This is a genomic window from Chromobacterium sp. CCUG 30098 (genome assembly GCF_059916605.1).
Genome location: NZ_JAUCGS010000001.1, coordinates 1007019 through 1027723, shown reverse-complemented (window position 1 = coordinate 1027723; position 20705 = coordinate 1007019). Strand labels below are relative to the sequence as shown.

General features: G+C 64.8%; 18 protein-coding genes and 1 tRNA gene. 15 read left to right on the top strand and 4 right to left on the bottom strand.

Annotation, left to right across the window (positions count from 1 at the left end; all coding sequences use genetic code 11):
* Positions 1 to 37 precede the first annotated feature (37 nt).
* On the top strand, positions 38 to 337 hold the full coding sequence (locus QUG03_RS04850) for a hypothetical protein (protein WP_500819528.1): 300 nt from the start codon (positions 38 to 40) through the stop codon (positions 335 to 337).
* A 432-nt stretch (positions 338 to 769) separates the two neighbouring features.
* On the opposite strand, the gene QUG03_RS04845 is transcribed toward QUG03_RS04850, so the two are convergent.
* The 3 genes from QUG03_RS04845 to fdhD all read right to left on the bottom strand — a co-directional run bounded on the left by QUG03_RS04845 (position 770) and on the right by fdhD (position 3178).
* A tRNA-Ser gene (locus QUG03_RS04845) sits at positions 770 to 863 on the bottom strand.
* Between the two features lie 61 nt (positions 864 to 924).
* Positions 925 to 2151, bottom strand: a complete 1227-nt coding sequence (locus QUG03_RS04840; RefSeq protein WP_227104858.1) for an aspartate kinase — start codon at positions 2149 to 2151, stop codon at positions 925 to 927.
* A gap of 217 nt (positions 2152 to 2368) precedes the next feature.
* Positions 2369 to 3178: a formate dehydrogenase accessory sulfurtransferase FdhD gene (fdhD, locus tag QUG03_RS04835; protein WP_500819527.1), complete on the bottom strand. Its 810-nt coding sequence runs from the start codon at positions 3176 to 3178 to the stop codon at positions 2369 to 2371.
* A gap of 137 nt (positions 3179 to 3315) precedes the next feature.
* Between fdhD and fdnG the strand changes: the two genes are divergently transcribed.
* From fdnG to QUG03_RS04765, 14 genes are all read left to right on the top strand, one after another.
* A complete protein-coding gene (fdnG, locus tag QUG03_RS04830; protein WP_500819526.1) occupies positions 3316 to 6372 on the top strand; it encodes a formate dehydrogenase-N subunit alpha in 3057 nt (1018 codons plus the stop codon).
* A gap of 9 nt (positions 6373 to 6381) precedes the next feature.
* Positions 6382 to 7254 carry a formate dehydrogenase subunit beta gene (fdxH, locus tag QUG03_RS04825; RefSeq protein ID WP_500819525.1) on the top strand — a complete coding sequence of 291 codons (873 nt, stop codon included), beginning with the start codon at positions 6382 to 6384 and terminating at the stop codon, positions 7252 to 7254.
* The gene (locus QUG03_RS04820) at positions 7251 to 7880 is read left to right on the top strand and encodes a formate dehydrogenase subunit gamma (protein ID WP_235086813.1); all 630 of its coding nucleotides are present in this window, start codon (positions 7251 to 7253) and stop codon (positions 7878 to 7880) included. The genes fdxH and QUG03_RS04820 overlap by 4 nt, the downstream gene beginning before the upstream one ends.
* On the top strand, positions 7877 to 8803 hold the full coding sequence (fdhE, locus tag QUG03_RS04815) for a formate dehydrogenase accessory protein FdhE (RefSeq protein WP_500819524.1): 927 nt from the start codon (positions 7877 to 7879) through the stop codon (positions 8801 to 8803). The genes QUG03_RS04820 and fdhE overlap by 4 nt, the downstream gene beginning before the upstream one ends.
* Positions 8804 to 8950: 147 nt before the next feature.
* Entirely contained in the window at positions 8951 to 9958 is a 1008-nt protein-coding gene (locus tag QUG03_RS04810) for a hypothetical protein (RefSeq protein WP_500819522.1), read from the top strand.
* Between the two features lie 17 nt (positions 9959 to 9975).
* Positions 9976 to 10344: a response regulator gene (locus QUG03_RS04805; protein ID WP_235086808.1), complete on the top strand. Its 369-nt coding sequence runs from the start codon at positions 9976 to 9978 to the stop codon at positions 10342 to 10344.
* 13 nt (positions 10345 to 10357) lie between these two features.
* Complete coding sequence (locus QUG03_RS04800) at positions 10358 to 10708, top strand: STAS domain-containing protein (RefSeq protein WP_107800491.1); 351 nt, start codon at positions 10358 to 10360, stop codon at positions 10706 to 10708.
* Positions 10698 to 12950: a chemotaxis protein CheA gene (locus QUG03_RS04795; RefSeq protein ID WP_500819521.1), complete on the top strand. Its 2253-nt coding sequence runs from the start codon at positions 10698 to 10700 to the stop codon at positions 12948 to 12950. Before QUG03_RS04800 ends, QUG03_RS04795 begins: the two co-directional genes overlap by 11 nt.
* Complete coding sequence (locus QUG03_RS04790; RefSeq protein WP_107800493.1) at positions 12947 to 14584, top strand: methyl-accepting chemotaxis protein; 1638 nt, start codon at positions 12947 to 12949, stop codon at positions 14582 to 14584. The genes QUG03_RS04795 and QUG03_RS04790 overlap by 4 nt, the downstream gene beginning before the upstream one ends.
* Positions 14585 to 14596: 12 nt before the next feature.
* The gene (locus QUG03_RS04785) at positions 14597 to 15157 is read left to right on the top strand and encodes a chemotaxis protein CheW (protein WP_107800494.1); all 561 of its coding nucleotides are present in this window, start codon (positions 14597 to 14599) and stop codon (positions 15155 to 15157) included.
* Between the two features lie 6 nt (positions 15158 to 15163).
* On the top strand, positions 15164 to 16744 hold the full coding sequence (locus QUG03_RS04780; RefSeq protein ID WP_500819520.1) for a methyl-accepting chemotaxis protein: 1581 nt from the start codon (positions 15164 to 15166) through the stop codon (positions 16742 to 16744).
* 76 nt (positions 16745 to 16820) lie between these two features.
* Entirely contained in the window at positions 16821 to 17345 is a 525-nt protein-coding gene (locus QUG03_RS04775; protein ID WP_107800496.1) for a chemotaxis protein CheD, read from the top strand.
* On the top strand, positions 17342 to 18442 hold the full coding sequence (locus tag QUG03_RS04770) for a protein-glutamate methylesterase/protein-glutamine glutaminase (protein WP_107800497.1): 1101 nt from the start codon (positions 17342 to 17344) through the stop codon (positions 18440 to 18442). Before QUG03_RS04775 ends, QUG03_RS04770 begins: the two co-directional genes overlap by 4 nt.
* A 13-nt stretch (positions 18443 to 18455) precedes the next feature.
* On the top strand, positions 18456 to 19658 hold the full coding sequence (locus QUG03_RS04765) for an EAL domain-containing response regulator (protein ID WP_235086801.1): 1203 nt from the start codon (positions 18456 to 18458) through the stop codon (positions 19656 to 19658).
* 9 nt (positions 19659 to 19667) lie between these two features.
* Here the strand turns inward: QUG03_RS04765 and QUG03_RS04760 are convergent, their stop codons facing one another.
* Positions 19668 to 20657, bottom strand: a complete 990-nt coding sequence (locus QUG03_RS04760; protein ID WP_107800498.1) for a serine/threonine protein kinase — start codon at positions 20655 to 20657, stop codon at positions 19668 to 19670.
* Between the last annotated feature and the right edge of the window lie 48 nt (positions 20658 to 20705).

Genomic DNA, 20705 nt, shown 5'->3' with positions numbered 1-20705 from the left:
TACCCCGGCGGTTCCCACTAGAACCGTGGTGGACCACATGCTCTTGGCCTTTTGGCTGTTAACCCTATTTGGCGTGCGCTACCCGCTGCAAATGCTCCCGGTGCTGCTATGGGAAATGATCTGGAAAACCCTGTGGGTGGTGTTGGTAGCCATTCCCCAGTGGCGCAGCGGGCGCATAGAGCCCTTTACCGAAGCCAATCTGGGCTGGATTCCCTTGCTGATCGTCTTCTATGCAGTCGTGCCCTGGCGCTACGTATACGCCAACTACCTGCTCAAGCCATCCGAGCCATGGAGAAAGAAGACCAGCGCACCGCGCGGCGCGTCGCTGGCGGATTAGCGGGTCGGGCGTCTGCTCTAGCGCCATTACGCTAACGGACAGGAAGTGGCGGTGAATGAAACAGAGGCAACTATTCAGCTCCCCTGACGGTTTGAATAGCAGCGTGAGCAAGCGACAAAATGGCCGGAGCGGATCACCCACCTGCTTCCGGCCATCAATCGAATTCATCCGCCACCATCCTCCAGCCGATGGAAGACTCCCCTTTTCCCAATACACAAAGGCAATCGGGCATTGCCGCGCAAACCGCTCGAGGGCGTGTCTCGACTACGTTTTATCTCGGTCAAACGGATTGATCGCGTTTTCGCAGAGACGGTTACGCTTCTAGGAAGCTCTTGGTCTTGTTGATCCGCTTCAGGAATCTAACGATGAGGTTCGGACCGCTAGGACGCAAAAAAGCCCTCGACTGTTTCCAATCAAGGGCTTAATGCGAACTGGCGGAGAAAGAGGGATTCGAACCCTCGATACAGGTTTAAGCCCGTATGCTTCCTTAGCAGGGAAGTGCCTTCGACCACTCGGCCATTTCTCCGTTCAGAGAGCGCCATATTAATTAGCGCTGCGCCCCCTGTCAAGCGTGTATCCGAAATTATTTACGCCGGCTGGTCCAGCCCGAAAACTTTATGCAAAACGCGAACCGCCAGTTCCAGATACTTCTCGTCCAACAGCACCGACACCTTGATTTCCGAGGTGGAGATCATCTGGATATTGATGCCCTCTTCCGCCAGGGTGCGGAACATGGTGGAGGCGATGCCGCAGTGCGAACGCATGCCCACGCCCACGATGGAGATCTTGGCCACCTTGTCGTCGGCGTCGATCTTGGCGGCGCCGATATGGGTCTGCACTTCGCGCAGGATGGTCAGCGCGCGCTGGAATTCGCCGCGCGGCACGGTGAAGGAGAAATCGGTCGCGCCGTTTTCGCCCACGTTCTGGATGATCATGTCCACTTCGATATTGGCATCGGCGATCGGCCCCAGAATCTGGTAGGCGATGCCAGGCTTGTCCGGCACGCCCTTGACGTTGATGCGCGCTTCGTTACGGTCAAATGCGATGCCTGCGACAACGGCCTTTTCCATGCTTTCATCTTCCTCATACGTAATCAGGGTGCCTTCGCCTTCGTCTTCGAAGCTGGAGAGCACGCGCAAACGAACCTTGTACTTGCCGGCGAACTCCACCGAGCGGATCTGCAGCACCTTGGAGCCCAGCGACGCCATTTCGATCATTTCCTCGAACGTGACGGTCTTCAGGCGGCGCGCTTCCGGCACCACGCGCGGATCGGTGGTGTAAACGCCGTCCACATCAGTGTAGATCTGGCATTCGTCGGCCTTCAGCGCGGCGGCCAGCGCCACGGCGGAGGTGTCCGAGCCGCCGCGGCCCAGCGTGGTGATGTCGCCGTCCTCGTCCACGCCCTGGAAGCCGGCGACGATGACGACGCGGCCTTCATTGAGGTCGGAGCGCATCGCGGCGTCGTCTATCTCCTGGATGCGGGCCTTGGTGTGGGCGTTGTCGGTGACCAGCTTCACCTGCCAGCCACAGTAGCTCTTGGCCGGCACGCCGATTTCCTTCAGCGCCATGGCCAGCAGGCCGATGGTGACTTGCTCGCCGGTGGATATCACCACGTCCAGCTCGCGCGGGTCCGGATAGTCCTGAATCTCCTTTGCCAGGGCGATGAGGCGGTTGGTTTCGCCGCTCATGGCGGACACCACCACCACGACATCATGTCCCTGCGACTTCCACTTGGCGACACGGCGGGCAACGTTCTTGATCCGTTCGGTGGTTCCAACCGAAGTGCCGCCGTACTTTTGTACGATGAGTGCCATGCTTGTTTCTTATATTCGAAAGGGTTGAAATGTCGAGCTTCGATTCTGACCCTATCCTGGCCAGAATTGCAAGGCGGAATTCTCCGCGGATGCTGCAACGCAAAACCCGCGGCCAGCCCCAGCCGGCACTGCGCGGCGCAAGCTGCCGACGCTGCGACGCTTGCCGGCATCAATCCACGGCTGCCATGCCGTTTACTGGCAGAATATTTCTGTTGGATTACATGCGCAAACGTTCGGGGCAGCTGTACAGATTGGCGCGGCCGTGGCCGGCGAAGCCGATCAGGGTCAGGCCGTAGCGCGCGGCCATCTCCACCGCCAGCGAGGTGGGCGCGGACAGCGCGATCAGGATCTCGATGCCGGCGGCGGCGGCCTTCTGCGCCATTTCATAGCTGGCGCGGCTGGTGACGATGGCCGCGCCGTCCCGCCAGCCCTGGCGCGCGCGCGCGCCGATCAGCTTGTCCAGCGCCACGTGGCGACCCACATCCTCGCTAAGGTGCAGAAGTTCGCCCTGCGGCGTCACCCAGCCGGCGGCGTGGGCGCAAGCGGTGGCCTGGGACAGGCTTTGCGCCTGCTGCAGCGCCGGCAAGGCGCGCGCCAGCGCGTCCAGGCTGAAGCTTTGGGTCTGCGGCAGCGGCGGCAGCGGCCGGTGGATTTCGGCCAGCTGTTCCACGCCGCACAGGCCGCAACCGGTGCGGCCGGCCAGCTGGCGGCGGCGCTCCTTCAAGGCCATGAAGCGGGCCGAGGCCAGATCGATGCGCGCTTCCACGCCGCGTTCGCCCGGAACGATGTCGATGCCGTAGATCTCGCCCGGATGGGAGACGATGCCTTCGGCCAGACTGAAGCCCAGCGCAAAGTCTTCCAGCTCCCGCGGGCTGGCCATCATCACCACGTGGGAGAGGCCGTTGTACACCAGCGCCACCGGGGTTTCCACCGCCACCCAGTCCTGCCTGGCCTGGGCGCCGCCGTGACGGCAATCGACAATGCCGAGCTCAAGCGCCGCCTGCTCCAGCGCTTCGGTTTTTTTCATAAAATGTGGCCTGCCATTCACTGCAATAGTTTGTACTAATTGATACCTAGGGCGATAATAGATTTTCCGCTGTGAGTGAGCAACGCGTCCTTGGTGGGTCAGGGACGCGCCCAGTTCAACCCCAAGGAGACAAACCCATGCAAGTCAGCAGACGGCAGTTTTTCAAGCTCTGCGCCGGCGGCATGGCAGGCACCACCATCGCGACCCTGGGCTTCATGCCCGAGACCGCGCTGGCCGACACCCGCAGCTATAAATTGCTGCGCGCGACGGAAACCCGGAATACCTGTCCATACTGTTCGGTGGGCTGTGGCATCTTGATGTACAGCCTGGGCGACGGCGCCAAGAACGCCAAAGCCGATATTTTCCACATTGAAGGCGATCCGGACCATCCGGTCAATCGCGGCGCGCTCTGTCCCAAGGGCGCCGGCCTGATCGACTTCATCCACAGCCCCAACCGCCTGCGCTACCCGGAAGTGCGCGAAGCGGGCTCCAACGAATACAAACGCATCAGCTGGGACGAGGCCTTCGAGCGCATCGCCGCCCATATGAAGCGCGACCGCGACGCCAACTTCGTCGAGAAGAACGCGGACGGCGTCACCGTCAACCGCTGGCTGACCACGGGTTTCCTGGCCGCTTCCGCGTCCAGCAACGAGGCCGGCTGGCTGACCCACAAATTCACCCGCAGCCTGGGGCTGCTGGCGGTCGACAACCAGGCGCGTGTATGACACGGACCAACGGTGGCAAGTCTTGCCCCAACATTTGGTCGCGGTGCCATGACGAACCATTGGGTCGACATCAAGAACGCCAACCTCATTGTCGTCATGGGCGGCAATGCGGCCGAGGCGCACCCGGTGGGTTTCCGCTGGGCGATTGAAGCCAAGACCCGCAACAAGGCGAAGCTGATCGTCATTGATCCGCGCTTCACCCGCACGGCCTCGGTGGCGGATTATTACGCCCCCATCCGCACCGGCACGGACATTGCGTTCCTGTCCGGCGTGATCCGCTACCTGCTGCAAACCGGCAAGTACAATAAGGAATACACGCTGGCCTACACCAATGCCGCACTATTGGTGAACCCGGACTTCCAGTTCGACGACGGCCTGTTCTCCGGCTACAACGCGGAAAAGCACAGCTACGACAAATCCACCTGGACTTACCAGCTGGACGACAAGGGTATGGCCAAGCGCGACGACAGCCTGTCCGACCCGCGCTGCGTGATCAATCTGATGCGCGAGCACGTGGCCCGCTACACGCCGGAAATGGTGGAAACCATTTGCGGCACGCCCAAGGACGCCTTCCTCAAGGTCTGCGAATACCTGGCGGAAACCGGCGTCCACGACAAGACCACCTCCTTCCTGTACGCGCTGGGCTGGACCCAGCACTCCATCGGTTCGCAGAACATCCGCACCATGGCGATGATCCAGCTGCTGCTGGGCAATATGGGCATGGCCGGCGGCGGGGTCAACGCGCTGCGCGGCCACTCCAACATCCAGGGTCTGACCGATATCGGCCTGCTGTCCACCAGCTTGCCGGGCTATCTGAACATGCCCTCGGAGAAGGAGCCCACGCTGGACGCCTATCTGGCCAAGTACACCAGCAAACCGCTGGCCGACGGGCAGATGAACTACTGGCAGAACTATCCCAAGTTCTTCATCTCGCTGATGAAGGCGATGTGGGGCGACAAGGCCACCGCCGACAATCAGTGGGGCTATGACTGGCTGCCCAAGTGGGACAAGAGCTACGACGTGCTGCAGTACTTCGAGCTGATGCACCAGGGCAAGATCAACGGCTATTTCTGCCAAGGCTTCAACCCCATCCTGGCCTTCCCGGACAAGAACAAGGTGGTGGCCTCGCTTTCCAAACTGAAATACCTGGTGATCATGGACCCGCTAGCCACCGACACTTCCACTTTCTGGAAGAATCACGGCGAGCAGAACGATGTCAACAGCGCGGAAATCCAGACCGAGGTGTTCCGCCTGCCCACCACCTGTTTCGCCGAGGAAGACGGCGCGGTGGTCAATTCCGGGCGCTGGCTGCAATGGCACTGGAAAGGCGCGGACGCGCCGGGCGAAGCGATCACCGACGCGGAAATCCTGGCCGGCATCTTCACCCGTCTGAAAGCGCAGTACGCCAAGGACGGCGGCAAGAACGCCGAGGCCGTCATGAGCCTGTCCTGGGCTTACGGCGACCCGCACGAGCCCAAGCCGGAAGAACTGGCTAAAGAGCTCAACGGCAAGGCGCTGGCGGACATCCCGGATCCAAAGAACCCCGGCCAGTTCCTGGCCAAAAAAGGCGAGCTGCTGTCCGGCTTCGCCCTGATGCAGGCGGACGGCAGCACCGCGTCCGGCTGTTGGATCTTCGCCGGCAGCTGGACCCAGGCCGGCAACCAGATGGCGCGCCGCGACAACAGCGACCCGTCCGGGCTGGGCAACACTCTGGGCTGGGCCTGGGCGTGGCCGGCCAACCGCCGCGTGCTGTACAACCGCGCTTCCTGTAAGCCGGACGGCACGCCGTGGGACAAGAAACGGACGCTGATCAAGTGGAACGGCGAAAAATGGGTGGGCGTGGACGTGCCCGACTTCAAGGCCGACGAGCCGCCCGGCAGCGCCATGGGCCCCTTCATCATGCAGGCCGAGGGCCTGGGGCGGCTGTTCGCGCTCGACAAGATGGCGGAAGGCCCCTTCCCCGAGCACTACGAGCCGTTCGAAACGCCGCTGGGCACCAACCCGCTGCATCCCAAGGTGGTGTCCAATCCGGCTGCGCGGGTGTTCCCGGCGGACCGCGAACAGATGGGCAAGCACGACGCCTTCCCGTATGCGGCCACCACTTACCGGCTGACCGAGCACTTCCACGGCTGGACCAAGCACGCGCGCCTGAACGCGATCGCCCAGCCGGAGCAGTTCGTGGAAATCGGCGAGGCGCTGGCCAAGGAGAAAGGCATCGCCCACGGCGACACGGTGAAAGTGTCGTCCAAGCGCGGCTACATCAAGGCCAAGGCGGTGGTGACCAAGCGCATCCGCGCGCTGCAGGTCAACGGTAAGACGGTGCACCAGATCGGGATTCCGATTCACTGGGGTTATGAAGGGGTGGCCAAGAAAGGCTTCAGCGCCAACACGCTGACGCCGTTTGTAGGCGACGCCAACACCCAGACCCCGGAATTCAAGTCCTTCCTGGTCAACGTCGAGAAAGTATAAGGAGCGACCATGTCACTGCAATCGCAAGATATCCAGCGCCGCTCCGCCAGCCCAACCCAGCCCCCGGTGGTGCGCGATTACAAGGCCGAGGTGGCCAAGCTGATCGACGTGTCCACCTGCATAGGCTGCAAGGCCTGTCAGGTGGCCTGCTCGGAGTGGAACGACATCCGCGACGAAGTGGGCAGCAACGTCGGCGTCTACGACAACCCGGCCGATCTCACCGCCCACAGCTGGACGGTGATGCGCTACAGCGAGGTGGAGGAAAGCGGCAAGCTGGAGTGGCTGATCCGCAAGGACGGCTGCATGCACTGCGCCGACCCGGGCTGTCTGAAGGCCTGTCCGTCGCCGGGGGCCATCATCCAGTACGCCAACGGCATCGTGGACTTCCAGTCCGAGCACTGCATCGGCTGCGGCTATTGCATCTCCGGCTGTCCGTTCAATGTGCCGCGCATCAACCAGAAGGACAACAAGGCGTATAAATGCACCTTGTGTTCCGACCGGGTGATGGTGGGCCAGGAGCCGGCCTGCGTGAAGACCTGTCCCACCGGAGCCATTCGCTTCGGCACCAAGTCCGATATGCAGGCCTACGCCCATGACCGGGTGGAAGAGCTGAAGACCCGCGGCTACGCCAACGCCGGGCTGTACGATCCGGAAGGCGTGGGCGGCACCCACGTGATGTACGTGCTGCACCACGCCGACAAGCCGGAGCTGTATTCCGGCCTGGCCAAGGATCCCAAGATCAGCCCGGTGGTCAGCCTGTGGAAGGGCATCCTCAAGCCGCTGTCCACCATCGGCCTGGCGGCTTCGGTCTTGTTCGGCTTCTTCCACTACATCGGCGTCGGCCCCAATAAGGCGGAAGAGGAAGAGGAGGAAAAGGCATGAGCAAGGAAAAGCTGATCAAGCGCTACAGCGCGGCGGAACGCGTCAACCACTGGATCGTGGCGGTGTGCTTCGTGCTGTTGGCGATTTCCGGCCTGGCCTTCTTCTACCCGGCCTTCTTCTGGCTGACCGGCGTATTCGGCACGCCGCAGCTGGCGCGCATCATCCACCCCTTCGTCGGGGTGCTGATGTTCGTCGGCTTCGCGCGCCAATTCCTGCGCTACTGGCATCACAACTTCCTGGACAAGGAAGACGTGAAGTGGATGATGGCGGTGAAGTCGGTGCTGTCCGGCCACGAGGTCGGCGACATCGGCAAGTACAACGGCGGCCAGAAAGGCATGTTCTGGCTGATGACCGGCTGCATGCTGGTGCTGGTGTGCACCGGCTTCATCATGTGGCGGCCGTACTTCGCGCTGTACTTCCCCATCCCGGTGATCCGCGTGGCCCTGCTCCTGCACGCCTGGAGCGCGCTGATCCTGATCGCCGGCATCATCGTCCACGTCTACGCCGCCATCTGGGTGCGCGGCACGATACGGGCGATGGTGGAAGGCGTGGTCACCCATGCCTGGGCCAAGAAACATCATCCGCGCTGGTACCGTGAAATGACCGGAGACAAGAACAAGCCATGAGCATACGCATCGTCCCCCTGGACGAGGCTGGCCGGCTGCAAACCGCGGCGGGAGAGATCCCGCCGTTATTGCTGCCCCAGCCCGCCGAACGCTATCTGGCCCGCAGCCGGCGCCTGACGGCGCTGGCCGACGGCCACCCGATGGCGGCCTATCTTGCCTTCGCCGCCCGCATCGCCGCGGCTCAGCACCGCCTGGTGCGCGAACAGCCGGTGACGCTGCCGCCGCGCGGCAATTACTTCCATCATTGCGCCGAACACGGCCTGCCGCCGCTGGGCGCCGCCGCCTGGCCGCGCGATCCGGTCTGGCGCGATCTGCTGCGCGCGCTGTGCGCGGAGCTCGCCGCCCTGCCCGGCCCCGCCGGCCAGATGGCGCGCGAGCTGGAACAGACGGACGACGCCGCGCTGGAAAGCGCCGCCCGCGCGCTGCTGGACGGCGACTTCGCCGCCGTCGGCTCGGCGCGCGCGCCCTTGCTGTGGGCGGCGCTGTCGGTCTACTTCAGCCAGCTGGCCGCGCAACTGCAGGTGACGGCGGTGGCCGAGCCCGACGACGCCCGCCACCTGTGCCCGGTGTGCGCGATGCCGCCGGTGGCCAGCGTGGTGCGCCTCGGCAACGAGTCCGGCCTGCGCTATCTGCATTGCAGCCTGTGCGAGAGCGAATGGCATCTGGTGCGCGCCAAGTGCAGCAATTGCGAGGCGACCCGCGACATCGGCTACTGGTCGCTGGAGCAAGGCGACAGCCAGCAGGCCGCGGTGCGCGGCGAAAGCTGCGGCGACTGCGGCAGCTATCTGAAGATCCTGGCGCTGGACAAGGACCTGGACGCCGAGCCGGCGGCCGACGATCTGGCCACGCTGGCGCTGGACCAGCAGCTGGAACAGCGCGGCTTCGCCCGCAGCGGGGTCAATCCGCTGCTGTTTCCCGGCTAAGCCCCCGCTCCCAACGTCCCCCAAGCCTCCTACACGGAGGCTTTTTTCATGGCGTCGGCGAGCGCTTTGGCCGCGCCGTCCGTTTGCATAAGAAAAAACCAACAACTACAAAAAAGGTATGACTTTTTTCCATCCCGGTTGATCGACATGGTCCTGCTCCCGCCTCTGACGCCAAGAAACCGCCTGTTGCTGGGCCTGGCCATCAATGGCGGCGTCCTCTGCTGGCTGTTCTGGGGGCATCCGCTGCTTTGGGCCGGACTGGCGCTCAGCTGCGCCGCGCTGGCGCTGGTCCTGTTCTGGCCGGCGCCGGCCGCCGCCGCGGAGCCGGCCCCGACTCCGGACGAATACTGGCAGGGCTTCGCCAGCCACGTCTGCGCCTTGCTGCCCTTGTGGGCCGGCCACATCTCCTTGGGCAAGGAGCAGATGGACGACGCCGCCAACCGGCTGACCTTGCGCTTCGACGGCATACTGCGCCAAGTGGGCGGCGCGGTGCCCAAGCCGGGCGAACACACCGACCAGGCGGCGCTGGCCCAGGCGGAGAGCCGGCTCAAACACATGCTGCAGCTATTGCAGAACGCCACCCGGCAACAGACCGATCTCGCCATCCACCTGCACACCCTGGGCCAATCGGCCAACACCCTGCAGAACCTGGTGCGCAGCCTGGTCAGCGGCCACCAGCTGGACGGCGAGCAAAGCATGGAGCAATTGGGCAGCGACACGCTGGAACAACTGTCCCGGCTGCAGAACCAGATCGACAAGGCCATGGACAGCCTGGCGCAGATGGCGCACGAGCCGCTGCGGCTGCACGCGCCGCTGAACGCCGCCGATGCCTCCGCGCCGGCGGAAGAAGCCGCGCCGGACGACGAGGCCGTCCAATCCCAGTCCTTGCAGCAAGCGCTGGAAGACATTCTGGTGCAGCTGCAATTCCAGGACCGGGTCGACCAAATCCTCAGCGGGGTGCAGAACGATATGCGCCGGCTGGAGAGCGTCTTCAGCCAGGCGCTGGTGGACACCGAGCGTCGGCCGACGCCGCCGGACACCGCCGCCTGGCTGGACGCCTTGAAAAACAGCTATACCACCCATGAGCAGCGCGTCCTGCACAGCAGCGACCAAGCGGAATCGGGCAATAAGCAAAACAACATCACTTTCTTTTGATCCGGGGAATGTTCCAGATGGCCAAGACCATACTCATCGTCGATGACTCGGCCAGCCTGCGGCAGGTGGTTCGCATGACGCTCGCCGGCGCGGGCTATGAGGTGCTGGAGGCCGCCAACGGCCAGGAAGCCCTTGACGTGCTGGACGGACGCAAAGTCCATTTGATCGTCTCCGATGTGAACATGCCGTTGATGGACGGCATCGCGCTGCTGCGCAATATCAAGATCCATCCCAATTACAAATTCACTCCGGTCATCATGCTGACCACGGAATCCTCCGAGGAAAAGAAGCAGGAAGGCAAGGCCGCCGGGGCCAAGGCCTGGGTGGTCAAACCCTTCCAGCCGCCGGTGCTGTTGACCGCCGTTTCCAAATTGATCCTGCCCTGATCGGGAGCCCGACATGCCGCGCGCCCGCAAAAAACCAGACGCCAAAGACAGCGCGCCCGCCGCGCCGGCCGCCGCCGTTTTCCAACTGACGCTCAGCGGAGAACAAACCATTTACCAGGCGGCGGAACTGCATCAGCAGCTCCACGCCGCCCTCGCCGGCCACGCCGCCATCGAGCTGGACCTGTCCTGCGTCGGAGAGCTGGACTGCGCCATCGCCCAGGTCTTGCTGTGGCTGCGCCGGGAAAGCCTGCGCAAGGACGTCGCGTTGCGCTTCATCGCCCCCAGCCCGGCCTCGCTGGACTTCATCCGCCTGGTGGGCCTGCAAGGCCAGCTCTCTTTGGAGGAGGTCGCGCATGGATCTTGAACTGGCGCTGCAAACCTTCTTCGAAGAATCCAACGATCTGCTGGGGGAGATGGAAAGCATTCTGCTGGACGCGGAAGCCGACTCCACCACCACGGAACAGTTGAACGCCCTGTTCCGCTCCATGCACACCATCAAGGGCTCGGCCGGGCTGTTCGGCCTGGACGTCGTCGTCGGCTTCACCCATGAAGTGGAAAACGTGCTGGATCTGCTGCGCGACGGCGCGCTGCGGCTGGACGATATGCTGACCGGCCTGCTGCTGCGCTGCCACGACCACGTCAAGGAAATGCTGACCGCGCTGGCGGCCAAGGACAGCCTGGAGCGTTTCACCGGCACCGAGCTGCTGGACGAGCTGGTCGCCTACAGCCGCGCCGCCGGCGGCGCGGCCGCCCAGGAGGCGCCTGCCGGGGTGGAGCAAACAGAAGCGCCGCCCGAGCCGCAGCCCGAGCCCGCCGCGCCGCCGCCGGAGCAATGGCTGCTGTCGCTGCGCTTCGGTCCGGACATGCTGCGCAACGGCATGGACCCCTCGTCCTTTATCCGCTATCTCGCCACCATAGGCGAGATCGACCGGATCGAGGCCGTCGCCACCCAGCTGCCAAGCGGCGACGACTTCAACCCGGAAACCAATTATCTGCGCCTGGAGGCGCTGTACCGCAGCCAGGAGGCGCAGCAGACGCTGCTGGACGTTTTCGAGTTCGCGCGCGAAGACAGCGAGGTCCATATCTGGCCGTGGCCGCCCAGCTCGCGGCAGCAGGCTCAGACCCTGGCCAGCGCGCCGCGGGAGGAGGCCGACGCGGTCCGGGCGGTATGGCTGCGCTTTGGCCTGGAGCCCGCAGCCGATGCCTCCGAGCCGGAGGCGGCGTTCGCCGAAGCGGAGGCGACGGCGCCGTCGGTGGAAATCGTGGAGTTCGCGCCGGACGAACCGCTTGCCGTCGACGCCGCGCCGGAAGCGCCCGCCGCGCGCGCCGCCGCCAAAACCGCCGGCGACGCCAAAAGCGGCAAATCGGCCGAAAGCAAATTCATCAAGGTGGAGGCCGGCAAACTGGACAGCCTGATCAATCTGATCGGCGAACTGGTGATCGCCGGCGCCGCCGCCAATCTGGTGGCGCGCCGCTCGCAGCAAAGCGCGCTGGTGGAGTCCACCCAGACCATCGCCAATCTGATCGAACAGATCCGCGCCGGCACGCTGTCCATGCGCATGATACAGATAGGCGAAATCTTCAACCGCTTCCCGCGCGTGGCGCGCGACGTCTCGCGTGAACTGGGCAAGGACATCCAGCTGCACATCTCCGGCGCGGAGACCGAGCTGGACAAATCCATGGTGGAAAAACTGGGCGATCCGCTGATGCACATCGTGCGCAACGCCATCGACCACGGCATAGAAACCACCGAGCGCCGGCTGGCCGGCGGCAAGCCGGCCGAAGGCCATGTCTGGCTCAACGCCTACCATGAATCCGGCAGCATCGTGATCGAAGTGGCCGACGACGGCGGCGGCCTCAATCAAGAGCGCATCCTGGCCAAGGCGGTGGAGCGCGGCCTGCTGCCCGCCGACATGGCGCTGCCGGAGCAGGACGTGTTCCGCCTGATCTTCGAGGCCGGCTTCTCCACCGCGGACCAGGTCACCAACATCTCCGGCCGCGGCGTGGGCATGGACGTGGTGAGGAAAAGCATAGAGCAGCTGCGCGGCACCATAGACATCGAATCCGAACTGGGCTTAGGCACCACCTTCCGCATCCGGCTGCCGCTGACCCTGGCCATCATCGACGGCTTCCTGGTGGAAGTCGCCGCCGCCACCTTCGTGGTGCCGCTGGAAGCGGTGATCGAATGCATAGAGCTGCCCGCCGCGCTGGACAAGGACAGCGTTCACGACTGCCTGAACCTGCGCGGCGAACTGCTGCCCTTGCTGCGCCTGGACGGCTTTCTGGAACTGCCCGCCGTCGCGGCCAAACGCCGCAACGTGGTGGTGGTGCACTACGGCGAACGCAAGGCCGGCCTGGTGGTGGACGCGCTGCTGGGCGAATTCCAGACCGTGATCAAGCCGCTGGGCAATCTGTTCCGCCACCTCAAGGCCATCAGCGGCTCCACCATTCTGGGCACCGGCGAAGTCGCCTTGATTCTCGACGTGCCCGCCCTGATCCACCATGCCACCCAAAAAGAGGCGGAGCGGTACGCGCTGCTTCCCGCCCGGGAATGGGAAGCTGGCACCACAAACACCGCGGCGAAAACGGATAGGAGCGCCCAATGAGCCAATACAAACACGGCATGTCCATCGCGCAGAAGCTCGGCCTGGGCTTCGGCCTGATCATCGCGCTGATGCTGATCTGCGTCAGCGCGGCGCTGTACGGGCTGGAGATCAGCAATATCGCCCTGCGCGACATCACCCAGGTCAACAATGTGGAAAGCCGGCTGGCGCGCCAATTGATCAGCGACAACCAGGACATCCGCATCGCCTACCGCAATGTGATGCTGGCCGAGGGGCCCGCCGACATCAACAGCGCGCTGCAAGCCTATCAGGCGAGCAAAGTCGCCTATATGGACAGGGAAAAGAAACTGGCCGAAGTCTTCCGGCAGGCCGACAACAACACCCCCCAGGAGCTGGAACAGATGAGCCGCATTCAGAACATGCGGCCGGCCACGCTCACGATGGTGGACAAGGCGGTGGACCTGGCCAATCAAGGGCGTCAGGACGAAGCCAAGAAACTGATGCAGAACGAGATCGCGCCGCAGATGGTCGCCTTCAACCAGCAACTGACCGCGCTGGCGGACCTGGAGGACAAACTCAACGACCAGTTGGCCAATCAGGCCAACGCCAGCTATCAACAGGCGCACTGGGTGATGATCGCGCTGTCCTTGCTGGCCGCCCTGATCAGCGCCGGCCTGGCCACCCTGATCACCCGCAATCTGCTGCGCACCCTGGGCGGAGAGCCGCACTATGTGTCCGAGGTGATGCGCCAGGTGGCCGACGGCAATCTGGACGCGGAAATCCGGCTGCGTCCGGGCGACCAAAGCAGCTTGTGCGCCGCTATCGCCGTCACCATTGAACGGATGCGCAACATCATCGCCGAGGTCAAGAGCGGCTCCGAGGCGCTGTCCAGCGCCGCGCAACAGATCAACTCCACCTCGCAGGCGCTGTCCCAGGCCGCCAGCGAACAGGCGGCCGGCATCGAGGAAACCTCGGCCTCGGTGGAGGAAATGTCCTCGTCCATCAGCCAGACCAACGACAACGCCCGCGTCACCGAGAGCATCGCCACCAAGGCCTCGCGCGAGGCGGCCGAAGGCGGCGAGGCGGTGCGCCGCACCGTGGAGGCGATGCGCCAGATCGCCGACAAGATCGGCATCGTCGACGACATCGCCTACCAGACCAATCTGCTGGCGCTCAACGCCGCCATCGAAGCCGCGCGCGCCGGCGAACACGGCAAGGGCTTCGCCGTGGTGGCGGCCGAGGTGCGCAAGCTGGCCGAGCGCAGCCAGATCGCCGCCCAGGAAATCAGCGGCGTGGCCGGCAGCAGCGTCAAGCTGGCCGAGCAGGCCGGCCAGTTCCTGGAGGAAATCGTCCGCTCCAGCAGCCGCACCGCCGATCTGGTGCAGGAGATCGCCGCCGCCTCCAATGAACAGGCCAGCGGCGTCAGCCAGATCAACTCCGCCATCCAGCAACTGAGCCTGACCACGCAGCAAAACGCGTCCGCCAGCGAAGAGCTGGCTTCCACCGCCGAGGAAATGAACGATCAGGCCGAGCACCTGCACGAGTTGATGGGCTACTTCAAGCTGGGCGCCGCCGAGTCCTTCCACCCGGCGCCGCGCGCGCGGCGCGAGCCCCTGTTGCCTCACAAGCCGCTGCACCCGCCGCTGGCGGAAGAGTCCGACTTCATCCGTTTCTAACCGGACAGCGCCATGAAACCGCTCCATCTGCAGCGCAAGCACGACAACGCCGCCTCCGCCGAACCGCAGGCCGACGCCCGCCAATACCTGACTTTCCAGCTGGGCGGCGACGTCTTCGCCATCGGCATCCTGGCGATACGCGAAATCCTGGAATACCTGAAACCCACCCACGTGCCGCTGATGCCGGCCTTCATCCGCGGCGTGATGAATTTGCGCGGCTCGGTGGTGCCGGTGATAGACCTGTCGCTGCGCTTCGCCCGCGGCGAAACCGAAATCAATCGCCGCACCTGCGTCGTCATCATCGAAGTGGAGGGCGAAGAACAATTGCAGCTGATCGGCATTCTGGTGGACGCGGTGCATGAGGTGCTGGCCATCCCCGACGCCGACATCGAACCGCCGCCTCAGTTCGGCAGCAAGATACGCGTCGACTTCATCGCCGGCATGGCCAAGCTGGACGGCCATTTCATCGTGCTGCTCAACGTCAACAAAGTGCTGTCGGTCGATGAAATGGCCTTGATCTCCAGCCTGGGCCAACAGGACGCCGCCGCGGAAACCCAGACGGAAAAGGCCTGAGCGGCGATGCCGGCCCACTTCGTCCCCGCGCCCGGCCGAAGCGCCCTGTCCGTCTCCCGGCAACTGAAACTGGGCTTCGGCGCGCTGCTGATCCTGCTGCTGGCCCTGATCGCCGCCGGGCTCTACGGCCTTGAGCAATTCCATACCCAGTTGGAAGAAATCACCCAAGTCTATGGCCGCCACGCCCGGCTCAGCGACCGCATGCACGTCCAGATCCAGGAAATGCGCATCGACTACCGCTCGCTGATCATCGTCTCCAGCCGCCGCGACATCCAGGCCTGGCGGGAGCGCTATCTGGCCGCCCGCGGCCGCTATCTGGAGTTGGAGCGGAAACTGGCCGACGCCATCGAACGGCAGCAGGCGCCGGGCAAGGACGCGCTGCAACGCTCGATGCGGCAGCTGCAAGCCCAGCGCGGCCTGGCCTTCCCCATGCTGGATCAGGGCGTGCGCCAGGCCGCCGCCAATCAGAAGTACGAAGCCCGCAAAGCGCTGGACCAGGCCGCGCCGGCGCTGCTCGCCCCGCTGCGGCAAGTCCGCGAACAAGCGCACGCCTTGCGCCAGCAAGCCGCCCTGCAAGCGGAGCGCCGCGGCCGCGAACTGAAAACGCTGCTGATGGCGCTGGCCGGCGGCAGCGCGCTGGCCGGCCTGGCGCTGGCCTGGGCCATCCACCGCAATCTGTGGCGCATTCTGGGCGCGGAACCCGACGCGCTGGCCCAGCGCATGCGCGAGATGGCCGCCGGCCGGCTATCCCGCGGCGACAGGCCGCCCTCCGGAACGCGCCGCAGCGTGCACGCCACCCTGGGCTACTGCAGCCGCCACCTGAGCGACATCATCCTGGACGTGCGCCGCAGCGCCGACCAACTGGCCGACAGCGCCCAGGAAATCCGGGCCACCGCCGAGGCGCTGGCGCAAAACAGCTGGGCCGCCGCGCTCAGCGTCGGCGCCACCGCCCACTCCTGCGCCCAAATGCACGAAGTCAGCCAAAGCAATCTGGCGCAGGCGGAACTGACCAACGCCGCCGCGCACGACGCCGCGCGCCAGGTGGCGGACGGCAAGCAAGCGGTGCAGACCGCGGAAAGCGCGCTGGAGCAGATCGCCGGGCGCATAGAAATCGTCGAGGACATCGCCTACCAGACCAATTTGCTGGCCCTCAACGCCGCCATCGAAGCCGCCACCGCCGGCCCGCACGGCCGCGGCTTCGCCGTGGTGGCCGACGACGTGCGCAAACTGGCTGAACGCAGCCAGAACGCCGCCCGGGAAATCGGCGAACTGGCCCGGCGCAGCCGCCATGAAGCGCGTCTGGCCGCGCGCGCGCTGTCCGGCATTCTGGAGCGCAGCGCGGCCACCGCGGAGTTGGTGGGCGGCATCAGCACCGCCAGCCGGGAAGAAGCGCGCGGCATCGCCCAGGTCAACGGTTCGATGGAACACCTGGGCGACGTGTCTCAGCGCAACACCGCCAACAGCGAAGCCCTGGCCGCCACCGCCGCCGAAGTGCACAAACAGGCTGCGCGCCTGCAACAGCAAATCGCCTATTTCCTGGTCCGGGAATCGGGCGCGGCGGCGGAGGACGCGCCGAATCCGCCCTGAAACGGCGCGGCAACTGTTCTACATTGAAACGAATGAACCGGTCGCTTGGCCGACTTTCGGCGCAAAGGCCCTGGCAATGACAAAACAAGAAGTCGATATATTCCTGCATCCCGGCGATTGGTACTTCGGCGACAAGCACCACAAGATCCGCACGCTGCTCGGCTCCTGCGTCTCGATCACGCTGTGGCACCCCAAGGCCAAGATCGGCGGCATGTGCCACTACCTGCTGGCGCGGCGCACCGACCGCAGACCGACGGCGCTGTCCGGCCGCTACGGCGACGAAGCCATGCTGCTGATGCTGCACGAGGTGCTGGCCTCCGGCCTGCCCTTGCAGGAATTCCACGCCAAGCTGGTGGGCGGCGCCGCGGTGCTGGCCGGGGTCGAGCGCGATCAGCCGCACGACGTGCCCTCGCGCAATATCGACATGGCCTACCAGTTGGTCAAGCAGCTCGGACTATCGGTGCAGGCGGAGGATTTGGGCGGCAACAGCCCGCGGTTGGTGATGTTCGACCTGGCCACGGGCGATGTGTGGGTAAAACAGACGCAGGACGCGGACATGAGCAGGATTTCCGCACACCATAAGGCAAGGACTCGGGCATGACTATCAAAGTGCTGATCGTGGACGACTCTGCAGTGGTTCGCCAGGTGCTGAGCCAGGTTTTCAGCCAGGCAACCGGCATGACGGTGATGGATGTGGCCACCGACCCCATCGCCGCGATGGAAAAAATGAAGCAGCAATGGCCGGACGTCATCGTGCTGGACATCGAGATGCCGCGCATGGACGGCATCACCTTTCTCAAACAGCTGATGGCCAGCCGGCCCACGCCGGTGGTGATCTGCTCCTCGCTGACGCAGAAAGGCACCGACATCAGCATGCAGGCGATGGCCGCCGGCGCGGTGGAGGTGATCGCCAAGCCCATGGCCGGGGTCAAGGGCTTCCTGGAGGAAAGCGCCAATCAGCTGGTGCACGCGGTGCGCAGCGCCGCCGCCGCCCGGATGAATCGGGTGCGGGTGATGCCCTCGGCCGGCGGCTCCGCGCCCGGCGGCGCCGCGCCGGCGTCCAACCCGCTGGAGACCCGGCCCAAGCTGTCCGCCGACGCCATCCTGTCCGCGCCCACCGGCGGCAATATGTTCGCCACCACCGAACGCATCATCGCCGTGGGCACCTCCACCGGCGGCACCCAGGCGCTGGAAACCGTGCTCACCGCGCTGCCGCGCACCTGCCCCGGCCTCGCCATCGTCCAGCACATGCCGGAAAAATTCACCCGCTCCTTCGCCGAGCGGCTGGACAGCCTGTCCCAGATCGAAGTCAAGGAAGCGAGCAACGGCGACCGCATCCTGCCGGGCCGCGCGCTGATCGCCCCCGGCGGCAAGCACATGATGATCAAGCGCAGCGGCGCTTTTTATCTAGTGGAGGTGGTGGACGGCCCGCTGGTCAGCCGCCACAAGCCCTCGGTGGACGTGCTGTTCCGCTCCGCCGCCAAGTTCGCCGGCAAGAACGCGCTGGGCATCATCATGACCGGCATGGGCGACGACGGCGCCAAGGGCTTGAAGGAAATGCACGACTGCGGCGCCAAGACCATCGCCCAGGACGAGGAAAGCTGCGTGGTCTTCGGCATGCCCAAGGAGGCGATCCGCCTGGGCGCGGCCGACGAAGTGATGCCGCTGGACACCATCGCCAAGGCGATTTGCCGTTGAACGAGGAAACACCATGCAACTGGATATCCAGGACGTCCTGATCATCGACGACAGCACCTTGCAGCGTCAGCACGGCTGCGAGATCTGCCAAGGCCTAGGCGCGCAGCAGATCCGCCAGGCCGCCAACGGCGAGGAAGGCCTGGAGCGGATGCGCGAGCAGCTTCCCAGCCTGATCCTGCTGGATTTGGAAATGCCCAAGCTGGACGGCGTGCAAGTAATGCAGCACATGGCCAAAGAAGGCCTGGGCGCGCCGCTGGTGGTCACCTCCAGCAAGGATTACCTGCTGATCTCCACCGTGGAGCTGATGGGGCGGGAACTGGGCCTGCCGGTGCTCGGCGGCCTAAAGAAGCCGCTGCGCCAGCCCGAGCTGCTGGACCTGCTCAAACGGGTGTGGACGCCAAAGGGCGGCGACGACCATCACGCCGAACTGTTCAGCGAGGTGGAAGTGCGCGAAGCGCTGGACAAGGGCGAGATCATTCCCTACTACCAGCCCAAGGTCACCCTCAACGGCGGCCTGCTCAAGGGCGCGGAAATGCTGGCGCGCTGGCAGCACCCGGAACTCGGCATCGTCTCCCCCGCCCGTTTCATCCCGGTGGTGGAGGCCAGCGGCTGGGCCACCGAACTGACGCTGAGCATGCTGGACCAGGGCCTGAAGCAATGGCAGGAATGGGCGCGCCGCGGCCTGCGGCTGCCGCTGTCGGTCAATCTGTCGGCGCTGTCGCTCAAGGGTGACGACCTGACCCAGCAAATCGAACAACGGCTGCTCAGCACCCATGTGCCGCCGCGCTTCATCATTTTCGAAGTGACGGAAACCGCCATCGCCGACAATCTGGCCGAAGCCATCGGCATCGCCGCCCGGCTGCGCCTGGGCGGCCTGGGCCTGTCCATCGACGACTTCGGCACCGGCTTCGCCACCTTGCAGCAACTGACCCGTTTCCCGTTCACCGAACTGAAAATCGACCAGTCGCTGGTCACCTCGGTGTCCACCAAGCCTCATCTGGAGGCGGTGCTCAACAGCGTGATCGAACTGGCCCAGCGCATGCAGCTGACCACGGTGGCCGAAGGCATAGAAACCACCACCGATCTGGACTTCATGGGCAACCGCGGCTGCTTGATGGGCCAGGGCTATTTCATCGCCAAGCCGATGGACGCGCCCCACTTCGAAAGCTGGGTCAAGGAAAGAATGCAGCAAAGCAAGGAAGCCAGCACCGGCTGAACCGCACGCTCAGGCAGACCACAGCGGCGGCTCGTCCAGCAGCGCAATCTGTTCGCGCAGCGTCAGTATCTGCTCCTCCCAGTAACGCTGGCTGTTGAACCAGGGGAAGGCGGCCGGGAAGGCCGGATCGTGCCAGCGCCGCGCCAGCCAGGCGCTGTAATGGATCAAGCGCAGGGTGCGCAGCGCCTCCAGCAGATGCAGCTCGCGCAGATCGAACTCGCAGAAATCCTCGTAGCCGGCCAGCACCTCGGCCAGTTGCGCCGACTGCTCCTCGCGGCTGCCGGACAACAGCATCCACAAATCCTGCACCGCCGGCCCCATGCGGCTGTCGTCGAAGTCGACGAAATGCGGGCCGTCGTCGGTCCACAGCATATTCCCGACATGGCAATCGCCGTGCAGCCGCAGCGCGCTCACCGCGCCGGCGCGCTGGTAAGCGCGGTCGACGCCGGCCAGCGCCTGCTCCAGCACGCCGCGGAAGACTTCGCGCAGTTCCGGCGGCAAGTCCGCGTGCCGCAATAGATAGTCCGCCGGCTCGCGGCCGAAGCTGTCCGCGTCCAAAGCCGGCCGCCGCGCGTAATCCTCCACCCGGCCCAAGGCGTGGATCCGGCCCAGAAAGCGGCCTATCCATTCCAGCGTGCGCGCGTCGCCCAACTCCGGCACCCGGCCGCCGCGACGCGGAAACAAAGCAAAACGGAAACCGCCGTGATGATGCAAGGTGGCGCCCTTGAAGGCCAGCGGCGGCACCACCGGAATCTCGCGCTCCGCCAATTGCAGCGAAAACGCGTGTTCCTCCAGAATCTGCTCATCGCTCCAGCGCTCCGGCCGGTAAAACTTGGCCACCAGCGGCGCGGCGTCGTCGATGCCTATCTGGTAAACCCGGTTCTCATAGCTGTTCAGCGCCAGCAGGCTGCCGGAGCTGTAAAGGCCAAGGCTGTCCACGGCGTCGAGAATGGCGTCCGGCGTCAGGCCGGCGAAGGGAGGCGTTTGATGTGTCTGCATCCAGGCATTATACGCAGCCGGCAGCGCTCGAGCGTAAGCGGGTAAAAT

Bases quoted from the DNA above. Each gene is read 5' to 3' on its own strand.
- QUG03_RS04850 (WP_500819528.1), top strand. From the start codon at position 38: ATGCTCTTGGCCTTTTGGCTGTTAACCCTATTTGGCGTGCGCTACCCG.
- QUG03_RS04840 (WP_227104858.1), bottom strand. From the start codon at position 2,151: ATGGCACTCATCGTACAAAAGTACGGCGGCACTTCGGTTGGAACCACC.
- fdhD (WP_500819527.1), bottom strand. From the start codon at position 3,178: ATGAAAAAAACCGAAGCGCTGGAGCAGGCGGCGCTTGAGCTCGGCATT.
- fdxH (WP_500819525.1), top strand. From the start codon at position 6,382: ATGTCACTGCAATCGCAAGATATCCAGCGCCGCTCCGCCAGCCCAACC.
- QUG03_RS04820 (WP_235086813.1), top strand. From the start codon at position 7,251: ATGAGCAAGGAAAAGCTGATCAAGCGCTACAGCGCGGCGGAACGCGTC.
- fdhE (WP_500819524.1), top strand. From the start codon at position 7,877: ATGAGCATACGCATCGTCCCCCTGGACGAGGCTGGCCGGCTGCAAACC.
- QUG03_RS04810 (WP_500819522.1), top strand. From the start codon at position 8,951: ATGGTCCTGCTCCCGCCTCTGACGCCAAGAAACCGCCTGTTGCTGGGC.
- QUG03_RS04805 (WP_235086808.1), top strand. From the start codon at position 9,976: ATGGCCAAGACCATACTCATCGTCGATGACTCGGCCAGCCTGCGGCAG.
- QUG03_RS04800 (WP_107800491.1), top strand. From the start codon at position 10,358: ATGCCGCGCGCCCGCAAAAAACCAGACGCCAAAGACAGCGCGCCCGCC.
- QUG03_RS04795 (WP_500819521.1), top strand. From the start codon at position 10,698: ATGGATCTTGAACTGGCGCTGCAAACCTTCTTCGAAGAATCCAACGAT.
- QUG03_RS04790 (WP_107800493.1), top strand. From the start codon at position 12,947: ATGAGCCAATACAAACACGGCATGTCCATCGCGCAGAAGCTCGGCCTG.
- QUG03_RS04785 (WP_107800494.1), top strand. From the start codon at position 14,597: ATGAAACCGCTCCATCTGCAGCGCAAGCACGACAACGCCGCCTCCGCC.
- QUG03_RS04780 (WP_500819520.1), top strand. From the start codon at position 15,164: ATGCCGGCCCACTTCGTCCCCGCGCCCGGCCGAAGCGCCCTGTCCGTC.
- QUG03_RS04775 (WP_107800496.1), top strand. From the start codon at position 16,821: ATGACAAAACAAGAAGTCGATATATTCCTGCATCCCGGCGATTGGTAC.
- QUG03_RS04770 (WP_107800497.1), top strand. From the start codon at position 17,342: ATGACTATCAAAGTGCTGATCGTGGACGACTCTGCAGTGGTTCGCCAG.
- QUG03_RS04765 (WP_235086801.1), top strand. From the start codon at position 18,456: ATGCAACTGGATATCCAGGACGTCCTGATCATCGACGACAGCACCTTG.
- QUG03_RS04760 (WP_107800498.1), bottom strand. From the start codon at position 20,657: ATGCAGACACATCAAACGCCTCCCTTCGCCGGCCTGACGCCGGACGCC.